Origin of the sequence: Fulvivirga imtechensis AK7 (assembly GCF_000331535.1) — a bacterium.
Lineage (GTDB): Bacteria > Bacteroidota > Bacteroidia > Cytophagales > Cyclobacteriaceae > Fulvivirga > Fulvivirga imtechensis.
Genome location: NZ_AMZN01000151.1, coordinates 1 through 20,545 on the forward strand (window position 1 = coordinate 1; position 20,545 = coordinate 20,545).

At 40.5% G+C, this 20,545-nt stretch carries 17 protein-coding genes and 1 tRNA gene; 9 read left to right on the forward strand and 9 right to left on the reverse strand.

Going from position 1 to position 20,545, the window contains the following annotated elements; genetic code table 11:
• The coding region (locus C900_RS27095; protein WP_157494276.1) for a hypothetical protein at positions 1 to 1,508 on the reverse strand (1,508 nt) is incomplete at its 3' end.
• A gap of 23 nt (positions 1,509 to 1,531) precedes the next feature.
• Entirely contained in the window at positions 1,532 to 2,866 is a 1,335-nt protein-coding gene (locus tag C900_RS27100) for a hypothetical protein (RefSeq protein ID WP_040497672.1), read from the reverse strand.
• 401 nt (positions 2,867 to 3,267) lie between these two features.
• On the opposite strand from C900_RS27100, the gene C900_RS29070 reads away from it, so the two are divergent.
• Positions 3,268 to 6,084 (forward strand): T9SS type A sorting domain-containing protein, encoded by a 2,817-nt coding sequence (locus C900_RS29070; RefSeq protein WP_009583697.1) that lies wholly within the window; start codon positions 3,268 to 3,270, stop codon positions 6,082 to 6,084.
• Between the two features lie 178 nt (positions 6,085 to 6,262).
• On the opposite strand, the gene C900_RS27110 is transcribed toward C900_RS29070, so the two are convergent.
• Positions 6,263 to 6,335, reverse strand: a tRNA-Met gene (locus C900_RS27110).
• A gap of 237 nt (positions 6,336 to 6,572) precedes the next feature.
• On the opposite strand from C900_RS27110, the gene era reads away from it, so the two are divergent.
• From era to C900_RS27130, 4 genes are all read left to right on the forward strand, one after another.
• Complete coding sequence (gene era, locus C900_RS27115) at positions 6,573 to 7,454, forward strand: GTPase Era (protein WP_009583698.1); 882 nt, start codon at positions 6,573 to 6,575, stop codon at positions 7,452 to 7,454.
• A 9-nt stretch (positions 7,455 to 7,463) separates the two neighbouring features.
• Entirely contained in the window at positions 7,464 to 8,768 is a 1,305-nt protein-coding gene (gene der / locus C900_RS27120; RefSeq protein ID WP_009583699.1) for a ribosome biogenesis GTPase Der, read from the forward strand.
• A gap of 64 nt (positions 8,769 to 8,832) precedes the next feature.
• On the forward strand, positions 8,833 to 9,066 hold the full coding sequence (locus C900_RS27125) for a hypothetical protein (protein WP_009583700.1): 234 nt from the start codon (positions 8,833 to 8,835) through the stop codon (positions 9,064 to 9,066).
• Between the two features lie 205 nt (positions 9,067 to 9,271).
• A complete protein-coding gene (locus tag C900_RS27130) occupies positions 9,272 to 9,880 on the forward strand; it encodes a SprT-like domain-containing protein (protein WP_009583701.1) in 609 nt (202 codons plus the stop codon).
• Between the two features lie 228 nt (positions 9,881 to 10,108).
• On the opposite strand, the gene C900_RS27135 is transcribed toward C900_RS27130, so the two are convergent.
• Genes C900_RS27135 through C900_RS27150 form a run of 4 tightly spaced genes read right to left on the reverse strand, consistent with a single transcriptional unit; the run spans position 10,109 to position 13,538 of the window.
• A complete protein-coding gene (locus tag C900_RS27135; protein ID WP_009583702.1) occupies positions 10,109 to 11,314 on the reverse strand; it encodes an alpha/beta hydrolase family protein in 1,206 nt (401 codons plus the stop codon).
• Between the two features lie 10 nt (positions 11,315 to 11,324).
• Positions 11,325 to 11,891 (reverse strand): hypothetical protein, encoded by a 567-nt coding sequence (locus C900_RS27140; protein ID WP_009583703.1) that lies wholly within the window; start codon positions 11,889 to 11,891, stop codon positions 11,325 to 11,327.
• Positions 11,878 to 12,693 carry an N-acetylmuramic acid 6-phosphate etherase gene (gene murQ / locus C900_RS27145; protein ID WP_009583704.1) on the reverse strand — a complete coding sequence of 272 codons (816 nt, stop codon included), beginning with the start codon at positions 12,691 to 12,693 and terminating at the stop codon, positions 11,878 to 11,880. The genes C900_RS27140 and murQ overlap by 14 nt, the downstream gene beginning before the upstream one ends.
• The gene (locus C900_RS27150) at positions 12,690 to 13,538 is read right to left on the reverse strand and encodes a BadF/BadG/BcrA/BcrD ATPase family protein (RefSeq protein ID WP_009583705.1); all 849 of its coding nucleotides are present in this window, start codon (positions 13,536 to 13,538) and stop codon (positions 12,690 to 12,692) included. The genes murQ and C900_RS27150 overlap by 4 nt, the downstream gene beginning before the upstream one ends.
• A gap of 55 nt (positions 13,539 to 13,593) precedes the next feature.
• Here C900_RS27150 and C900_RS27155 point away from each other — a divergent pair, with 55 nt between their 5' ends.
• Positions 13,594 to 14,376, forward strand: coding sequence for a hypothetical protein (locus C900_RS27155; protein WP_009583706.1), 783 nt, complete (start codon positions 13,594 to 13,596; stop codon positions 14,374 to 14,376).
• Between the two features lie 86 nt (positions 14,377 to 14,462).
• Here C900_RS27155 and C900_RS27160 read toward each other — a convergent pair whose 3' ends face one another.
• On the reverse strand, positions 14,463 to 14,705 hold the full coding sequence (locus C900_RS27160) for a cytochrome b5 domain-containing protein (RefSeq protein WP_009583707.1): 243 nt from the start codon (positions 14,703 to 14,705) through the stop codon (positions 14,463 to 14,465).
• 393 nt (positions 14,706 to 15,098) lie between these two features.
• Here C900_RS27160 and C900_RS27165 point away from each other — a divergent pair, with 393 nt between their 5' ends.
• Together C900_RS27165 and C900_RS27170 are read left to right on the forward strand one after the other, a co-directional pair.
• A complete protein-coding gene (locus C900_RS27165) occupies positions 15,099 to 16,334 on the forward strand; it encodes a dipeptidase (RefSeq protein WP_009583708.1) in 1,236 nt (411 codons plus the stop codon).
• Positions 16,335 to 16,450: 116 nt separating this feature from the next.
• Positions 16,451 to 18,526 carry an OmpA family protein gene (locus tag C900_RS27170; RefSeq protein ID WP_009583709.1) on the forward strand — a complete coding sequence of 692 codons (2,076 nt, stop codon included), beginning with the start codon at positions 16,451 to 16,453 and terminating at the stop codon, positions 18,524 to 18,526.
• A 198-nt stretch (positions 18,527 to 18,724) separates the two neighbouring features.
• On the opposite strand, the gene C900_RS27175 is transcribed toward C900_RS27170, so the two are convergent.
• On the reverse strand, positions 18,725 to 19,363 hold the full coding sequence (locus C900_RS27175; RefSeq protein WP_009583710.1) for a hypothetical protein: 639 nt from the start codon (positions 19,361 to 19,363) through the stop codon (positions 18,725 to 18,727).
• A gap of 455 nt (positions 19,364 to 19,818) precedes the next feature.
• On the opposite strand from C900_RS27175, the gene C900_RS27185 reads away from it, so the two are divergent.
• Positions 19,819 to 20,064: a hypothetical protein gene (locus tag C900_RS27185; RefSeq protein ID WP_009583712.1), complete on the forward strand. Its 246-nt coding sequence runs from the start codon at positions 19,819 to 19,821 to the stop codon at positions 20,062 to 20,064.
• The last annotated feature ends 481 nt before the right edge of the window (positions 20,065 to 20,545 follow it).

Genomic DNA, 20,545 nt, shown 5'->3' on the forward strand with positions numbered 1-20,545 from the left:
TAACACACCGAAATGAGTGGCACTATTCGAACCGAATTAGCCACGCCCAAGGTAGCTTCATATAACTGGTGATATTTGTTCACGTACTTTACATTTTCTGCTCTATACCTAAGATTACCCTTTAAAATTGAAAGCTTCCTTTTCGAAGATAATCTAGATAGAACGGTAAAATAATGTATTGAAGATCTTTCAAAGTCTCTAAGATCTCGACTGATGCTATTAAACTTGTTACCGCTTGTGAGGCAAGATGCAACAACTAGTATAATATTCTCACGCTCTCTATCTAAACTCATAATATCACGAGCATGTATAACCTGCACTTCCCGCTCTGGACGATTCTCATTATAGAATTCAGCGATCCTTTTAGAAATAAATTCTGATCCAGCATCAGGAAGATGTATGATTAGGCTAACAGATAAAGGTAGATGATTCTTAACATACTTGAAAAATTCCTCTTTAAAAGTCGTACTCTTATCATATAATGTTTCGACATCTATATAAATTTCTCGTTTTTTTGACTTTATATCATCCCCTTTAAAAGCCCTTATTGCCTTATTGGAACAAAAGATTTTGATGATATTATCCAGCCATTCAGGTTTGTGCTTTATTTTAATATCCACCCTTTGATTAGATACCCTTGATGGCATAAATTGTTCACTCCGCACCAGCACCGGAATAGAATTTCTATTGCAATACTCACATCCATTGTAATTATGAAATTGATTTTTACTTAATCCTGCCACAAGTTCATCAAACTCCGAATAGATATTAATCAGGAATTTTCGACCATGCCCATCCTTCGAGTTTAGAATAATGGTAACAATCTCCAAATCTCTTTCATGTGTTCTAATCTCATCCTCTAACTTCCCAGAATTAGATGCTGAGATAAGAACTAAGGTTCTTGCTTTAAAAAGATAACCTTCACGCTTAAAGCTATAAGACTTAAAACTATCTATTGGGATTTCAAGAGCACGGTCAAAGAGTCCTCGAATATAGTTCAAAGCGAGGGCTAAGTGAAGTATCGATGAGGTATCGCAAGTAATCTGATCAACTGAACTCACCGTACACCTATTTAATAAACACAAACCCAAAAAATAAATCTCCTCGTTATATAGTAGGATATTCCCTGTTCGTATAAAAAAAGGAGAATGTTTACCCGATGGAAGTACGTAATGAAAGTTATCATCGGATCCCATAATAACGTTTCTACTTTTAATTATTCCGTAAATTCCTGATCTAAGTATTTGCTCAAGGTTTCTAATTGACGTTTGAATGCCGTCTTCATTATAAGGTATTACACAAATGTTAGCTCTTTCTAAATTAGAAATGTCTGATAACCCATTTATAATTAATTCTTTAGCTCTACATGGAAGGCTTGGATATAAATATATTATTTCCCGACATGATTCGAAGTGTTGATAGAATTCTCTTAAATCAATGCGTATTTCTTCCGGAAAAAATTCTTTCCTATAATCAAAAATTACTGTTGACACTTTGTTGTCTGCCAAGTGATTGTATATAAAATATCTCATCACCTAGAATATATAAATGGATACAAAATGGTGATTGACGTGCCTTCTTGTCGTTGAAGTGCTTCTAGACTATTGAATTTTATTCCATTTCCTTCCACTTCACAAGCTTTTAATGGCCTTTGGAAAAAATCTCTATAAATACAAATATTACCAGTTCTTACTCTTATAAGTCCCGTTCCGCTAATTATTGATATTACTCTACTCAAGCCTCTCCCTCTGACATGTCTTCTTCCAGAAGTATCTGATGTAATATACTTATTAAAGCATTTGATTGTTGAATCAATTTCTTGTCCTTCCGACAATTGATCAAAATCTTTACCGGTCCACCTTCTAGCCATCCCTGGACCTGTATCAAAAACTGACACCTCACAAACACCCCACAAATTCCCTTCAAATAGTGCTCCTTGTTTATTGGGTGTTTTTAATTCTCCAGGATTTGATTTCAGTAAATTAAAAAGATAAGTGTTGACCACCGGTTCGTAACCGCTTGTTTCTTTATTTAAATTTTGATCAAGAAACAAATTTATTAATACTGCTCTGAAGTTCGGTGAATAAAACTGTGTGTTATTAAAGTTAGTCTTTCCCCACTCTTCAGTATTTTGAAATAATTCATGAATAACAACTGACAAGTCGTCAATGAGGCTATTTAAATTTAGCTCCTTGGATATACTAAAACCACCAAACTTAAATAATCTTGAGAGCCAGGAAGCAATTCCTTTAGAGTACCTAACATATTCTCCCGAATACAGATAATAATTCTTATGTAGATCGTACTCTTCAAGATGATCAAAACAACCCACCAAAAAACTTACCCCATTTTCTATTTTTGAAGGACTTTTTGTAGAGAAAAACCTTTTTCTAAAATGCTCTAGCTCAGCTTTTTTAAATTCGGTAGCTCCTAGTATTTCTCTATTAAAATCTTGTGAATAGAGGTATTCTTGAATCTTTAAACTTCTTTGAAATACTTTTATTAAATCACCTCGACTAACCTCTTTGTTGTCCTTATCTCTTATAGTGAAATCGTCAGAAAAAAGTAGTGGTGTAGCTAAATGATTAAAGTCATAAGGTCGTGTTAGGACCTTAGAAAAATCAGCTCTTTCAATATTGGTTTTTACACTTACCATACTAGAGAGTCTTAGCTTTGTCAAAAAGAACTGAATCAACGCAATTAAGAATCCAGGATCATATTTAAAAGATTCTAAAACTTCTAGTTCGAATTCGTGATCATCCATAACAATCCATCTTTCTAGATCACTTATTGAGGTTTCTTTGGTTATTTTTAGCATAAAAACAGAAGTGCTTATGAAATATAAAAAAATATTATCATTCTTCACATAATATCACAATTTTCCCCCCATGCATGAGTGATAAGAAAAGAATATTATTTTAGTTTTTTACGCCCTGCCTTTCATAACTTCAGTTTGTATAAAAACAAAAAAACCCTGAGCTATTAACTCAGGCTTTACTTAGTAGCGGGAAGGGACGAATTCTCGAACTTTTTAGAGGAGAGTTTGATGCAGATCAATAGAGTCTCATGTATTTAAAGAATATCTACATCCCGTTCGAAAATAGGAATGTAGGATAATTTTTAGTGAAGCATATGTCGGTGAGTTGAACTACTTTTATTGTAATTAACATAGATTTGCCCAAGTGTCGGGGCCGATAATAATTAATAGGTGAAAAAATTATAGGCATCAAGATTCAAAGAAGGCTTTATAGATGTAAAAAAAATAAAATGAATTTCAAAACTATAGCATTACTGCTTGTATGGATTACTACATCTGTAGAGCTTAGATCACAGACTATAAGTTTGACTCCTATGAGTCAAACTTTTCAACGACAGATTTTTGACTATTCTGATTTAATTTCAAAAAGCACACAGTTTAAAGCTCTTCCTAGAATCTTGGAAATTGACCCGATTCAAGAGAATATTACCTATGGGTCTGCCTTACCAGATGGGGCATGGGGTAGGGGATATTTTTCAGAAATGACCATTAATGTTTACAACGATGTAGATCGCTATAATAGTTGGTATAATGATTCTTGGTCTTCATTACCACTGGTACGGCACAACAGCGAAATTATTAGAGGACATCTTCATGCGTATATGAATGAAGGTGGTGCAATAAACCTTGACTACGTTATGCAGGGACTCAATTACCTATTAGAAATTCAGCAGAATCAAGGTGGTTTTCTCCTTTATAATAAGAGGGATTCTCCTTCCAGCCCAGATAATAACGGCGCGAAAGTAGACCCTTATCCAACTTCACATGCCTTAAGAACAATGTCAGAGTGTTATTTGTACTTAAAGGAGCGTAATATTCCTTATGCTAACATGGTTCACTTAAAAGAAGCCATAACAAAATCGGCTGACTGGTTTTTATCTACTGGGCTTCCTGATTACTACAACCTTTCTCCAACTTTATATAACTCTAACAATAAGGGATTTGCTATATGGGCGCTTGCAGAGGCTTATAAGGTAACCAACAACTCTGCTCATCGCGAAGTGGCACAAATTATTACTCAATCATTAATAGAAGATCAGACAATAAACTCAGAAAATGGTGAAGATGGTCTTTGGTTAACAGGAAAGATTGATTATGATATAAATGCCAATGGAGACACAGTTAATCAAAGATATCATGATACACACATTCAATATCATATGCTCATAATTAGAGGACTAGTGGAAGCGATCCCCATCATAAAGTATGATGATGTTGATACTCATAATAGATTAATTGACTGTCTTAAACATGCTATCAATCACATCATCCGGCATAGGCTATATTATGTCATTGGAGGCAGCAATAGTACTGGATACAATTTAAGGAAATATTTTCTAGATACAGCCAAAAAACCATTGGGCATATCATATCACTTTGGTGAGTCTGCTGGATATGAAGGCTTGGCAATGCTGCTTTATCATTCCAAATATCATGATGGTTTCACGGATGAAGAAAGAAGAACAATAGAAAACTTATTAAACTACATCTCACAAAATTTAGACGATGCTGAACTTCGTCACTTTTCAGGTATTGCATATTACAAAAGTTATCTACACGCCCTTGATAATGATTACCGCATACTACACAAGCATTGGAGTGTAGGAACTTATAATGTTAATTTAATAGATAACAGGATAGTAACTGGCGATTTTGATAATGACGGATATCGAGATGATATCGCTGCTATCTACGATTTAGGGTTCCAAACTTCTAGTATTCAAGTTTGGAAATCAGAAAATAGCCACTCTAGATTTCAAGGAAAACTTGGCTGGTGGACAAGCGGCAGTGGGGAATATGATGCTAATAAAGTAACAGGAAGAGTGGTTTCAGGTGATTTTGATAATGACGGTTATCATGATGATATCGCAGCCATGTACGAGCTCGGACCGGGTGACACGAAGATAGATGTCTGGTTGTCAAATGGAGATAGTTTTGAATATCAAGGAATGAACGGTTGGTGGAGTAATTCATCCTACTACGCAACGAGCTTGGTTGATGGTAGATTTGAATCTGGTGATTTTGACAATGATGGCTATCATGATGATCTTGCAGTTATGTATGATTATGGCCAGGGAAACGCGAGAATACACGTATTCAAAGGATATCAAAATTATTTTGTGAAAGATAATAATAACGGCTGGTGGAGTAATTCATCTTATTACGCCACGAGTTTAGTTGATAACAGATTTAAATCTGGTGATTTTGACAATGATGGTTATCATGATGATCTCACAGTTATGTATGATTATGGCTCTGGAAATACGAGGGTGCATATTTTCAAAGGACTACAAAATTATTTTGTAAAAGATAATGGGAATGACGGATGGTGGGTAAGTTCATCTTTCTATTCAACTGATTTTATCGATAACCGTTTTGTTACTGGAGATTTTGATAAAGATGGTTTTCATGATGATTTAGGTGTTATGTATGATTATGAATTAGGGAATACTAAAATTCATGTATTCAAGGGACAAGATGGTGCTTTTGTGAAAGATAATGGAAATAACGGATGGTGGGTAAATCAATCTTATTATTCGACTGACAACGTTGGTGATAGAGTTATTGTAGGAGATTTTAATAAAAGTGGTAGCGGAAGTGATATAGGATGCTATTATGACTACCACAATGATTCTTTTAGGCTACATATTTGGAAATCATTTAAGACGATGTTGTCGTTTCAGGGTCTTAATGGGTTTTGGGGGGTTGAAGATGAGGAAGTTATTATAAATAGCGCTGGTGCTCGACTCAATTCAACTGAAATTGGTACAAACAATGTATTTCCAATTTCAGAATCTAGTAATATAAAGGTATACCCTAACCCAACCAGTGGTGACTTTCAAATATTGCATGACATAACTGAACCTATTACTGTCAAAATATTTAGCTTAGAAGGTGTCGAACTTTATCAAAAAGAAACAGATTCAACGCCTTTATTTGTATCTCTTAGAGATATGCCGGATGGATTATATATCATTAAAATAAGTACTAACTCCCAGCAGCAATTTCTGAGGGTTCTATTAAACAAGTCTTCAAAAATTCACTAACCAAGCCAAAGCTTCCTTTTGTCGTAGTAGCTGCCTGTCCCGGAGAAGTCCGGGAGGAGCAGGACTCCCCGATATCCGCTATCGCTACATCGGGGCAGGCTTCTCGTCCTGCACTTCCATAGCTCCGGATTGTATAAAAACAAAAAAGCCCGAGCTTTTAAACTCAGGCTTTACTTAGTAGCGGGAGCAGGACTCGAACCTGCGACCTTCGGGTTATGAGCCCGACGAGCTACCAACTGCTCCATCCCGCGATGTATCTTTATCAATGTCTGATATGGTAACCTCAGTGCTTTCTAAAAAGTTCATTGACTATTGACAATGAATTTTAACACCATTTCACGACATCTTTTATATTTTCTATCGCTTTACAAAGGATAACAACACTCTTTTGTCTTGTTTTTATATCCCTTTCTCTCAATTGGACTACAAAAGTAGATGGTAGGTATTTAAAAATCAAGTACCTTTGCAAAAATAATTAAAAAACTCTGATGTCAGGCACTGCACATAAGGCTGGTTTTGTAAGTATCATCGGTAAGCCCAATGTAGGCAAATCTACCCTCATGAACCAATTAGTGGGGGAAAGACTGTCTATCATCACCTCAAAAGCACAGACTACCAGGCACAGAATTATGGGGATCATCAGCGGAGAAAATTTTCAAATTATCTACTCCGACACCCCGGGAATCATCAAACCGGAGTACGAACTTCATAATTCTATGATGAAATTCGTCAGCCACTCGCTGGAAGATGCCGATGTTGTGCTGTTCATTACCGATATCTACGAGAAGTTTGATGAATCACTTTCGGATCACCTGCGAAGGATCGATGCTCCTATTATTTTTATACTCAATAAGGTGGACCAAGCCAAGGGCACTCAGGCAGAGGATAAGATCACCTATTGGAAGGAGCATGTGAAAGCGGAGCGTTATTTGGCGATTTCCGCACTGGAAGGGCTGGGAATCGCTGAGCTATTCGCATCGATTGTTGACCTAATGCCAGAACATCCGGCTTACTTCCCGAAAGATGAGCTGACTGATAAGCCCGAGAAATTTTTTGTTGAAGAAATAATCCGGGAAAAGATCTTCCTGAACTATAAAAAGGAAGTGCCTTACAGCACGGAGGTGGTTGTTACCGAATTTAAAGAGGATGAAACGATCATCAGGATACGTGCTGAAATATATGTAGAACGCAAAAGCCAGAAAGGCATCATTATAGGCAAAGGCGGTGAGGCATTAAAAAAAGTGGGCATCCAGGCCCGGGCAGACCTTGAACAATTTTTTAACAAGCAAATTCACCTCGAAACTTTTGTGAAGGTGGCCGAAAACTGGAGAAGAAAAGACATCAACCTGAAGAATTTCGGGTATAAATAAGGAATACCAATGGCAAATATTGTAGCGATAGTAGGACGGCCTAACGTAGGCAAATCAACGCTTTTTAATCGGCTGATCGAAAAGCGGAAAGCAATTATGGACGATGAAAGTGGCGTAACCCGCGACCGCCACTACGGATATGCAGAGTGGACAGGCAAACATTTTACCGTGATCGACACCGGTGGTTATGTCACCGGCTCTGAAGATAAATTTGAAACGGAGATCAGGCATCAGGTAGAGCTGGCCATTGATGAGGCCTCGGTAATCCTGTTCATGGTAGACAGCCATATGGGACTTACCGATCTTGACAAAGATTTTGCTCGTGTACTCCGTACATCGAAAAAACCGATTTACCTCGTTGCCAACAAAGCCGACACAACTGAGTATATGCATATGGCCAGCGAATTCTACGCACTGGGCATGGGTGAAATTTATCCCGTATCTTCAGCAAGTGGCTCCGGAACGGGCGACCTGCTTGATCGTGTAGTTGAACATTTTGATGAGGGCCAGGAGGATCCCGAGTCGGGTATACCGCGCATTGCCATCCTCGGAAGGCCCAATGTGGGCAAATCATCATTTCTGAATGCACTGTTGGGCAAAGAGCGCAGCATCGTCACTGATGAAGCCGGCACTACACGCGATGCCATCAACACGCACTACAAGCTATATGGCAAAGATTTTATCCTAACCGATACTGCCGGTATCAGGAAAAAATCCAAAGTAAAAGAGGATATCGAGTTCTATTCCGTACTGCGATCCATACAGGCGCTGCAGGATAGCGATGTTTGTATTTTTATAATTGATGCTGAAAGAGGGCTGGAAGCTCAGGACATGAGTATCATCAATCTGGCGTTGAAATACAGAAAAGGGATCATGATTATGGTAAACAAATGGGACCTGATCGAAAAAGAGAATAACACAGCCGAACAATACCGTAAGGCTATTGTACAAAAGCTGGGGCAACTGGATTATATCCCTATCATTTTCACGTCCGTTGTTAAAAAGCAGCGTATATTCCAGGCCATTGAAAAGGCCATTAACATCTACGAGGCCAGAACTACACAGGTGCCGACCTCCAGACTTAACGAGGTGATATTACCTGAAATTGAGAAGTATCCGCCACCCGCTATCAAGGGAAAATACATAAAAATAAAGTACATCACACAGTTGCATAGCAAAACTCCGGCATTTGCATTCTTCTGTAACCTTCCGCAGTACATAAAAGCTCCATACGAGCGATTTTTGGAGAATAAGATCAGGAAGAACTTCGATTTTGAGGGGGTACCAATTCGGCTATTTTTCAGAAAAAAATGACATGGATTTGATCTTTACGTGGAATTGTATCTATATTTATGTTTCAAATCAAAACCTGTGAAAAATGAAAAAGTTATTAACATTATTATTAGTATTTGGATTTACCTTCGCGTTTGTAGCTTGTGAAAACAAACCTCAAACTGAAGAAGCTGAAGATACTACTGAAGAAGTAGTGGAAGAAGCTGGCGAGGATATCGAAGACGCTGCTGAAGAAGTAGAAGAAAACGTTGAAGAAGGAGCAGAAGAAGTAGAAGAAGAAATGACTGAAGAAGCTGATTCAGTTGAAAATGCTGAATAATCTTTCTCACTCAGTAATAAAGGGGCTTTAGAGTAGATCTAAAGCCTTTTTTTTATGGCATCTCCCGATATAGGATCTGAAACACAGAAACCAGAAGCAAGAAACATCAACTTACCACACACGGAAAGCTAAAAAAATGAGTTGTGAGGATCCGTTTGTCCAGGGGAAAATATTACTTTTGAAAAGTAAAGATCTTGTAAAGTAAATGTCGGAAGTTGCTTTTAAAAACAAACTCAGTAAATACTTTCCTGAACCCGCCATACATTACTGCTATACTCTTTGGAGAGACCATGCCTTTACTCTGAAGGTAAAGAAAAAGAGGGCTTCTAAATTGGGTGATTACCGGTTTGACCCCAACAAGAAGGTCCACACCATATCAGTAAATAATGATCTTAATCCTTATTCTTTTTTGATCACCTACGTACATGAAGTGGCTCACCTGGTAACTTTTAAAGAGCATAAGCGAAGCGTAAAGCCACATGGCACAGAGTGGAAAAATAACTTCAAGAAGCTGATGATACCGGTTTTGAATAGCGAGGTCTTCCCTGATCGCGTACTTCGCACCCTGGCCAACTACCTCAAAAACCCCAAAGCCTCATCATGTAATGACCACCACCTTATGAAGGCGCTCCAAAGCTTCGATACCAATAAACATGCTATAAGCCTTAGTGAAATCTCCACAGGAGAGCTCTTCAAATTCCGTCATCGTATTTTCAGAAAAGAAACACTTCGCAGAACCAGGTATGTATGCTGCGAAGTGAGCACCAAGCGGAAATATCTCATTTCAAGAGTTGCCGAGGTAGAAAGGGTGTAGCAGTTCACTGTTCTCGGTTCCCAGTTTCTGGTTTCCTGTTTCTAGTGTTATGTTAGTTGTTCTCTGTTTAGTACTTATTGATAAATGTCTTGCACCTTCCACTTCGGTCTTCCGGCTTCCTGCTTTCCGGCTCCCCGTTCTCAGTTATTTATTTACTAAAAACTGTTCCGCCAGATTGATTTGGTCGCCTAGTCTTCCAAATGGGGAGGTGCCCGAAGGACAGAGGGGTTATTTCAACGCATCAAAACGTGCTACAACATCAAGCAGATAGGGAACCGCTCCGGAGCTGTGAGTGGCGCCTTCCAGAGGTATAAGTAGCACGTGATCAGTGGAAACTCCTTCTGCGATCATGCTTTCATACGTATCTATCGTATTTTGGTATGGCACGGTAACGTCAGCAGTACCGTGATACATAAACATGGTGTTCTCCGGAACCCATCCGGTAAGGCTATTTTCATAGAAGGCATTAACAATATCTGTATATTTCGGATTGGTATCAATTGTCGCCAGGAATTCCGGTTCTATGAAATCGACTACCTTTTCAGGAAGGTGATTATTGATTTGACTACCGGATAGTGAGCCATCAAAATAGTCCGGGATATCCGTAGCATATGGCTCTTGAAAAAAATCTGATAGCGGCTGCCCCCAGCCATAGGTTGTTTTATAGGATAGCGCCACATAGGCTATATAATATGGGTCGTTGTAGGTGTCCAGACTGAAAAAATATTCCTGCATACCTTTTATGTCGTAACCACCCGCTGCGGGAGCGGAAGCAACAAGTTCAAAGCCCTTGGGGGCCTCCTGCTCCATAGCTCTATGAGTAGCCATGGTGACATAACCCCCTTCCGAATACCCTGACAGGAATACTTTACCATCAAAATTAAACCCTTCCCGGGCCGCTAACTCCCTTGTGGCAATAAGCATATCTATGACACTACTGGCCGCAGGGTCTGCTCTGTAATATGGATGTAAAATATGGGCGGAACTACCAAAACCAATGTAATCCGGCATAAGGAAAATATAGCCTGCACTGGCCATGCCTGCAAACAGGCTGTTGACCTGGGTGTCAACGGAAGGAGCATCGTTATGAGATACAATGGTACCATGCTGATAGCTCATCATAGGCATAGGATCAGAGGTTTTAGGAAAACCTACAAGCCCTGAAGCAACGATCTCCTTCCCAAGATAATCTGTCTTGTATGTAATGGAGTAAACCTTCACATCATATTCCAGGTAAGATTGCAGGGCGCCATATCCGGAAAATTGTAGTAAAATGGCCAGATCATTTTTCGATAGCTCATTTAATACCTCACCTTTTTCAAGTTTGACATAAGATGGCGCCGGGTTGCCATCGTCATCTCCGCCACACGAAGTCAGCACAACAGGAAAGGAAGCATATAGAACAAACGTTAAAATTTTGATATATCTGGTCATAGCTTGTCGGTTAGCAAAGTCTTCTCTGTATCAAGCGGTCCACCACCTGGTAAAACTGATCAGGATTCATCGTTCTCCACTTCTCGATCTGTAAGCTGCCTCCCATGTTGACATAGGAGTCTACATTGTACTTTTTCTGTTCTTCCTGTACAAAATCAGGAAAATTTATAGCCGCGATCCACCCATCTTCCACATCCTCAAACCACTCCTCATAATAACAATCATCAGACCCATGAAAGTTAAAAACATTTTCACCGATCAGAATATATTTATAGACCCCCTCGCGAAGCAAAGCTTCTATAACATTCCTTTTGAGATGCATGACATCATTATTAATGGTGTCGTTCCATTCTCCTATGAATTCAATAATGGTGTAGCCCTCGTGGTAGTCGACATAAAGGATTTTTAAATAAAGCGTCTCCGAACCCATAAAATCCCAGGAAGGATCGATATAATAGCCATAGATGGTTTCGGAGTATAAATCATAATTGTATTGTTTTCCATGAAATGGCGACCGTTCATCCTCAGCCGGGTTGTACAACTGTAGCCATCGATAGTAGGGTTCAATCTCGTGCATTTCTCCTGATCTGTTCTATTACCTTCCGCACAGAACCATGACGAGCCAATAATTGTTCCGCTTCTGCCCTTCCGATTGATAGTTCTTCCATAAGCATGCGCGTTCCCCGGTCGACCAGTTTATTATTGCTCAACTGCATATCCACCATTTTATTACCCTTTACACGGCCCATCTGGATCATAGCAGCAGTGGATATCATATTCAATACGAGCTTTTGAGCAGTTCCGGCTTTCATTCGTGTACTGCCTGTCACAAACTCCGGCCCTACAATCACTTCGATAGGAAAGGTCACGGATTTTGCCAAACGACTATTCCTGTTGCAGGTGATACAGCCTGTCACCAGCCCTCGCTCTGTGGCCTGTTTTACACCACCCACCACATAAGGTGTGCTACCAGAAGCTGCTATACCTATTACCACATCCTTATGATTGATCTGGTATTCCTGCAAGTCTTTCCAGGCCTGCTCGTCATCGTCCTCAGCATATTCGACAGCTCTTCTTATAGCGCCATCCCCTCCGGCAATAAGGCCTATCACCACCCCATGCGGCACTCCAAAAGTAGGGGGTATTTCCGATGCATCCAGTATGCCCAACCTTCCGCTGGTACCAGCTCCAATGTAGAACAATCTGCCTCCCTTCTTCAATTGTTTAACAATTTCAGGAATCAGCGCCTCGATCTGTGGCATTGCTCGCATTACGGCTTTAGGCACCGAAGTATCTTCCTTATTTATATTTACTAAAATATCTCTTACGGACATTTCTTCAAGGTTGTCGAAGTTAGATGACGATTCGGTTATGTTCATCTTGTTATGTTTTTTTGATGATATAAAGTCAACCCGGCAATAGGTGTCTCTACAATATTCTTAACAACAATACCCATGTCGTTGGCCACCTGCCGGAGGATATTACTATAGTAAAAAGCCACTGAGCCGGTAAAGTGTACGGGCAGTTCACCATATCTATTGTACTTTTCAACGTTTTTTTCAAGAAACAGTTCGAAACCACGGTATACCGTTCTGTACAAACCGGGATCTTTGATATTTTGAAAGATAAATTTCGAAAAACCGGCCAGATATCGGCTGGGCATAGGCTTCTGGTAGATATTTTCAAGTATATTATCCCTGTTAAGGTCAAATCGCTTTAAAAGACGCCCGGCAACATCAGCGCTAAGCTCCTCCCTCAAAAAGGCTGACAGCAATTCTTTCCCCAGCCAGGCGCCACTGCCCTCATCACCCATTACATAGCCGAGTGAAGGCACATTAGCTTTTATTTCTTCCCCGTCATAAAAACATGAATTGGCTCCCGTACCCAAAATACAGGCTATCCCCGCTTCATGACCGCATAATGCACGGGCAGCCGCCATCAGGTCATGATTAACGTGTATCGCAGTGCCGGGAAAAGCTTCTTCAAAGATCTCCTTCAACATCAATTTATTGTGTGCTGACGAACACCCCGCCCCGTAGAAAAATAACTCCGCAACAGGTGCATTGACCTGTGGCTTCAGCGTTTCATTGATCTGAATACGTATCTCCTCTGACCGTTGAAGGTATGGATTGATCCCTTCAGACTTATATTGCTGAATATCTCCTTTCTCGTCAATTAGTCTCCAATCTGTTTTAGTTGATCCGCTATCGGCAATCAGGATCATAATATTTTTATAATTTTGTATGTTAATCAGTATGCTACAACCAAAAAACTAAGTTATGAAGATTAATATTTTCCATCGCCTTATCACCATAAGTTTAGTATTCACTTTCATTTTTTGTATCTCCGGATGCTCTGATAAAGACAACGAAGAACCCCAAAACAACCCTAACACCAATCAATCGCCCGGTGTTTCGGCTACAGATTTCTTGTCGTCCGAAAATTATGACCAGCTAATAGTTGAAATACAGTATACCACGGGTTTTGAACCTCCTCAGCAAGCCGTTAGCAACCTTAGATCATTTTTGGAAAGCATCTTAAATAAACCTTCTGGTATTAGCATAGTTACTACCGAGATAGCCGCTCCGGGTCAGTCGTCATACACCATAGCAGACATACAGGCTATTGAAGATAATAACCGAACTGAATTCTATGAGGGCAAAACCATTGCAGCTTACTTTGTACTTCTTGACGGTGGTTACAGCAAGGATACAGGTAATTCAAAAGTACTGGGCGTGGCATACAGAAATACCTCCATGGCACTTTTCCAGAAAACAATAGAAGATCATTCAGGAGGGTTAGGCCAGCCATCAACTTCATTACTTACCTCCACGGTAATAAATCATGAATTTGGACACATACTTGGACTGGTAAACAACGGTACTCCCTTACAGACTGAGCACCAGGATACTGCCCATGGCAAACACTGTAACGTTGAAGGGTGCCTGATGTACTGGACGGCAGAAACCAACCAGGGCATTGCCGACCTGCTCGGCATGAGCGCTCCTCCTTCCCTCGATGCTCAATGTCTGGCAGACCTGAAGGCCAACGGAGGGAAGTAGAGCGGAGCGCTGAGGGCTAAGTGCCGAGGGCTGAGTGCTGGATGACACTTCGGGCTTCCGGCTTCGGACTTCCGACTTCCGACTTCCTACTTCAGCCTGCCTACGGCTTTAAACTTATCGAATACATTTTCGGTATGCGGGGCATCAGACAATTCATCGGTAAGGTCCTGACCTGCCCAATGCTCGTAATGTTTGCCATCTCTCCACAATTTTGACCGGCTCACATCATAAATAATGCCCTTGTAAGCAATCCACACCTCTTCTCTATCCTGACCGTTTCGTAGGGCTAATTGGCCGTTGGTGTAGTAAGGCAGGTCGTTTATATCCACGGGTATCGCTTAATAATTTATTTTTCCTAAATTTTGAGATTATTTTCCAACAACAAAAAATTAAATCTAATGAAATAGTCATAAAGCAAGCCATACCAACCGAAATGAATAAAGAAAAACATGAAGATAAATAATCGGCAGTTGGCAGAAGCAGTAGGCAAAGGAGGAGTCGGAAGCCCGAAAGCTTGAACCCAGAGTTGGTACGGTGGCCAGCAAACGTTAATCACTGTTTAGCCGGCCGTCAATGTAAAAACACGGACATATTGTGAAAATTTACAACTTGAAGCTTTCGCCTTGCAGCTTAATTCGTAAATCAAAAATCAAAAATCAAAAATCAAAAATCGTAAGTCGTAAATACAGACTCAATAATATCTCAATACTAAATTTATACCCATGAAAATATCAAAATCAGCTCTTTTATTACTAATAGTCATTGTCTTTGCAGCCTGTCAGCCTGCAAAAGAAGAGGAGTCAAAAAAAATGGATGAAGCTCAACTCAAAATCAGAGCCAACGAATTGGCTCATAAATACATCATTACCGATGGTCACATAGACCTGCCATACAGGCTTAAAGCAAGTAACTTCAAGATTGAAGAAGATAAGGACATATTAATTAAAACGGACAAAGGCGATTTTGACTACGAAAGGTGCAAGCAAGGGGGCCTGGATGCTCCATTCATGTCCATTTACATCCCTGCTTCTTACCAGGAAACAGGAGGCGCCAAAGAACTGGCAGATACATTGATCAACCTGGTCAATAGCATCGCCACCACCTTTCCCGATAAGTTTGCAGTAGCCACTTCGCCCGCAGAGGTAGAGCAGCATTTTAAAGCAGGCAGAATTTCTTTGCCGATGGGAATGGAAAACGGTGCGCCCATTGGCGATGATCTGGCAAATGTAGCTTACTTTCATCAGCGTGGTATCAGATACATCACCCTTACGCATTCAAAGGATAACCTGATCTGCGACTCGTCATATGACACTACACGTACATGGAATGGCCTCAGCCCATTTGGCATAGAAGTAGTCAAAGAAATGAACAAAGTGGGTATTATGGTGGATATCTCGCACGTCTCCGACAGTACATTTTACCATGTAATGGAGGTAAGCAAAGCCCCTGCAATTGCTTCTCATTCTTCATGCAGACACTTCACCCCCGGCTTTGAGCGCAATATGTCTGACGATATGATCAAACTACTGGCAGAAAAAGGAGGGGTGATACAGATTAACTTCGGCTCCACATTTATTGATCAACGGTCCCGGGATATTCGCGCACATACCGACAAGTATCTGAAAGAAAATAACCTGAACTATGGCGATTCACTTGCACAGGCATATATTAAAGAATATCAGAGGGAAAATCCTATATATAGCACTGTGCAAAAGGTGGTTGATCACATCGATCGTGTTGTGAAAATAGCAGGAATAGACCATGTAGGGCTCGGATCAGATTTTGATGGCGTTGGCGATACATTGCCTGATGGCATCAAGGATGTATCACAATATCCTAACCTGATCTTTGAGCTACTGAAAAGAGGATATTCTGATGAAGATATCGAAAAGATCTGTTATAAAAATGTCTTTAGGGTATGGAATGAAGTGGAAAAGGTAGCTAAAGAATCGAAGTAAACTTCCAAAAAGCTTAAAAAATACAGTCTCATTCTTTCGGAGTGAGACTTTTTTTATTTATTTGGGAAATAATTCAATTATTGGAGGTGTGAATCCCGGGGCAATTTTTGTTGATTATGGCTTTAAAACACTATTTTATCATTTTCATAATTTTTATACCCCTGGGGCTTCAGGGTCAGCAAATAATCCGGCAGAACCTTGGTCCGAAGATCAACACCAGCTATTCAGAAACTAAGCCTATCATATCTCCCGATGGGAAAACACTTTTTTTTGCCCGTCAAAACTTTCCGGCCAATATCAAGGGGGTTAAAGATGAGCAGGATATCTACTACTCGCTATTGACGGACGGGGAATGGTCTGTAGCCGTTAACATCGGGGCGCCATTAAACGATAAATTTCCCAATGGTGTCAGCTCGGTATCACCTGACGGCAATAGAATATTAGTTCTGAATGCGTACAGGCCGGACGGTTCGGTAGTAAGCGGAGCATCCATTTCCAGCAAGGTACAGCAACACTGGCAATACCCGGAACGCATCTATATTGATGATTTTTATAACAAAAATGCCTACGTGGATTACTACATTTCCAATGATGAGAAAATACTGCTTTTGGCTATTGAAACGAATGAAAGCCAGGGTGACCAGGATCTGTACGTTTCGTTTAAGACCGGGGAGTTCCAGTGGTCAAAACCGGTTAACCTGGGGGCCATGGTTAACACTGCCCAGGCTGAATTCGCTCCATTTTTGGCAGCGGATAATAAAACGCTCTTCTTCGCTTCCATGGGCCACGATGGCTATGGCGATAGTGATATTTTCTATTCCAAACGTCTGGATGACTCCTGGCAAAACTGGACAAAGCCGGTCAACCTGGGCCCTGAGGTTAATTCCAAATATTTTGAAGCGTATTATACTATTCCCGCCTCGGGAGACTACGCCTATTATGTATCTACCAATCATTCGATTGAAGGGTCGAAGGATATTTTTAAGATCACACTACCGTACAAATTCAGGCCCGACCCGGTGTTGCTGATATCAGGCACCGTGTTCGATAAATCCACAAAAGCCCCGGTAGAAGCTGATATTTCTTTTATCAACCTCCCCACCCGCACCGAAGAAGGCTCCGCACAGTCAAGTCCTGAAAATGGCGACTATAAAATGATCGTTCACCGGGGTATGACCTACGAGTACCTGGCAAAAAAATCCGGCTACATTGGTATTGTACAGTATAAAGACCTGAAGCACATTGAAGAATATGAGGAGATCGACAGCGACCTTGCGCTGGTTCCGGTCCGGGAGGGGCAATTGGTCGATGTTCATAACATATTCTTTGAGCAGAATACGGATAAATTTTCGGAAGAAGCTTTTCTCGAACTAGACCGGTTCGTCAGCATTCTGGAGGAATACCCTCAGCTACAAATTGAGATCGGCGGGCATACTGCTCAGTTAGGAACAGCTACTGAAAATTTAAAGCTATCGGAAGCAAGAGCTGAGATGGTAAAAACCTATTTCACTGAGCGTGGGATACATCCAGAAAGACTTATAACCAAAGGCTATGGCAGCATGGAGCCTTTTAAAAACATCTACCGAACCAATTTTAAGCCCGAAACAGATCCACACGACCGAATAGTCATTAATATATTATCTACCACCTGGGTAGAAAACACAGATAAAGATAATGATGGCATTATTGATGATCTGGACAGATGCCCGAATGAAAGTGGGCCTGCTCAAACGAACGGGTGCCCTGATAGAGACGGAGATCTGGTAATCGATCGAGCTGACGACTGTCCTGATGTACCGGGTGTTCCGGAAAATAACGGATGCCCTGAAGTGGCGGAAGAAGTAAAGGCAGTACTGCAGGAGGCTTTGGAAGGAATTGAGTTTGAACTGCCAAAAGATATCATCACTCCGCTATCTTACAGCATTCTTGACAAAGTTGTTAAGGTGATGAAGGATAACCCCGACTACAAGCTCAAGATCTCAGGGCACACCGATAATCAGGGAGACCCTGACACTAATCTGATCTTATCTCACAAGCGGGCTCAGGCTACCAAACGATATCTCGAAGCGAAGGGAATTGACACCTCCCGGCTTGATGCAACAGGCTATGGAGAGGCCAAGCCCATAGCTGACAATGACTCACCGGAAGGAAGGGCCCGAAATCGCAGGGTGGAATTCAAGATCATATTTTAAAGTTAGCCCGATATAGTAGAGCTGATTAAAGGTTTGCATATCAGAAAACAAACATAAAAACCACTTTTTAAAGTCATCCTGCCTGTCCTCTAAATTTAGTGTTGAGATAGTAGTATTGAGTGTAGAGTATCTCATTTAGTAGTTTACATTGCCCAGCCGTTCTTCTACTCAATACTCACGACTCAGTACTCATGACTTCTAAAAGCGGCCGAATTTCAGCGTTACAAAATAATTCAGGTTTTCGAATTCCTTAGCATCAACAGTAAACAGCTTCAGATCCTGGGTAAACCTTTTTGACATGCCAAGGCATAACCTGAAGTGGCGTGCAATGTTTATCTCTAAAGCCACGCCCGGTTCCAGGTACCAAAACACATCATCATCGATCAACTCGTCATATTGATCGTCATTTTCTTCCCAATCATCGTGCAGACCCAGCCATCCTGCACCTCCGGCGATGGGGAAAGTCACATGCACCACCTGGTTCGAAAAAAGGATAGGTTCGAGAAACATGCCCCCATAGCCACCTAATAATACTGCCGTTCTCCCAGGCAAAATGTCATCAAACTCAGCAGTTGGTATCAAACCGTGTCCTTCCAACCCAATAGCCAATGACCTGTTGATGATCCATCCACCTCTGAAGCCTGCCGTCATTATTACTTTTTGCTCAAAATCAGATTTTTTAAAAGTCAGTCCGGCAAAACCACCGGAGTGGTAGCCACTACCTGACAAAGTTTTTATTTCATCCCTTCTATAATATTTATCTTCAAGGTATTCATCCTGGGCTATAGCTGAAATATAGCCCATAGTAATAACCACTACAAGTAATGTTGTTTTCATATTGATTTGCTATTTGTATGGTAAAGACAACCGGGTACAGACAAGGTTTCCATACTGCGGATATTTTGTTGTTTGTGACCAGCAATAGGCCGTTTATCATCTACCACGCGCATTTTGCCATATCCATCAATCAAATGATGACACTACACGTAAACTGTAATATGGAACTCTGTAAAAGATCATACAGAATCACTTGCCTCTTAATACTTGTGCTGTTTCTGCTTTCAATAAGGTATTATCAGCAAAAGCTGTGGGAATCAGCACTTGATGTGGCTCATCAACACTTAACGGCCCTACCCATAAAAAAAGGACTCATCTTCAAAACCACACAGGCGTCATCTCCATGTCAGGCGCAAAAAACAAACTTTGATAGCACTCCGTCTGTTAAAAATATCTGAGAAAATTTGGAGGCCATAGGTGGCAATTGATAATTTCCCTTAATTTGGTGGAGAGATATGTTTGGTCTATTTAAAAAGAAAAAGAAAGAGCCGGGGTTGCCTGCAATTAATGATCTGGACAATAACCCCTTGAAAGAGGGTGACCTGGTTGAAGCCCTGCGATATGACCTGGGACAGTGCAAACTCCTTGTGGTGGACAATGCATATATCTATGAATCTTTAAGCTCAGGTAAGCAGGTAAGCTGGCTCAAAATGATAGACGCTTCTACCGATAACCAAAAAGTAAAAAAGATCCTCTCCTAGCTAGTCTGATGTGGTAATTTCCAAATTGGTTATGGTTGTCCCTAAAGCTTTCAATCTTTTGGGGTAACGTAGTATAATGGAAAAAGAGGAGTGAAAATAGTGAATTAATTTAGTGATCATCATCACACCAAGGCATCTCATTTTGTAGTTCGTATTGCCGTTCTTCTACTCAATACTCACGACTCATTACTCATAACTTTTTTTGCCGGCTACTAAGCTTTCGCGATAGTATGACCGGTCATTTTATATCGAACTCCCACTAGTGTTGAGTTAAGTGTGCCGTATAAATTGCAGTTATTTTTGTTCCAGGCAACGCAAAAAATATGAGCATCCCGAAGTGTTATTAAAGCTTTCAGAACGTAAGTATTTTTTAAGGCAGCATGGAACAAAAAGAACAAAGCTTGGTATGGCTAAAGTATGCTTAACTTAACACTAGCCTAGTACTACTTTGTCATATTTAAGTCATTGATATTCAAGTTTG

Excerpts from the sequence above, each read along its gene's own strand:
- C900_RS29070 (WP_009583697.1), top strand. The coding sequence starts at position 3,268 with ATGAATTTCAAAACTATAGCATTACTGCTTGTATGGATTACTACATCT.
- era (WP_009583698.1), top strand. The coding sequence starts at position 6,573 with ATGTCAGGCACTGCACATAAGGCTGGTTTTGTAAGTATCATCGGTAAG.
- der (WP_009583699.1), top strand. The coding sequence starts at position 7,464 with ATGGCAAATATTGTAGCGATAGTAGGACGGCCTAACGTAGGCAAATCA.
- C900_RS27125 (WP_009583700.1), top strand. The coding sequence starts at position 8,833 with ATGAAAAAGTTATTAACATTATTATTAGTATTTGGATTTACCTTCGCG.
- C900_RS27130 (WP_009583701.1), top strand. The coding sequence starts at position 9,272 with ATGTCGGAAGTTGCTTTTAAAAACAAACTCAGTAAATACTTTCCTGAA.
- C900_RS27135 (WP_009583702.1), bottom strand. The coding sequence starts at position 11,314 with ATGACCAGATATATCAAAATTTTAACGTTTGTTCTATATGCTTCCTTT.
- C900_RS27140 (WP_009583703.1), bottom strand. The coding sequence starts at position 11,891 with ATGCACGAGATTGAACCCTACTATCGATGGCTACAGTTGTACAACCCG.
- murQ (WP_009583704.1), bottom strand. The coding sequence starts at position 12,693 with ATGAACATAACCGAATCGTCATCTAACTTCGACAACCTTGAAGAAATG.
- C900_RS27150 (WP_009583705.1), bottom strand. The coding sequence starts at position 13,538 with ATGATCCTGATTGCCGATAGCGGATCAACTAAAACAGATTGGAGACTA.
- C900_RS27155 (WP_009583706.1), top strand. The coding sequence starts at position 13,594 with ATGAAGATTAATATTTTCCATCGCCTTATCACCATAAGTTTAGTATTC.
- C900_RS27165 (WP_009583708.1), top strand. The coding sequence starts at position 15,099 with ATGAAAATATCAAAATCAGCTCTTTTATTACTAATAGTCATTGTCTTT.
- C900_RS27170 (WP_009583709.1), top strand. The coding sequence starts at position 16,451 with ATGGCTTTAAAACACTATTTTATCATTTTCATAATTTTTATACCCCTG.
- C900_RS27175 (WP_009583710.1), bottom strand. The coding sequence starts at position 19,363 with ATGAAAACAACATTACTTGTAGTGGTTATTACTATGGGCTATATTTCA.
- C900_RS27185 (WP_009583712.1), top strand. The coding sequence starts at position 19,819 with ATGTTTGGTCTATTTAAAAAGAAAAAGAAAGAGCCGGGGTTGCCTGCA.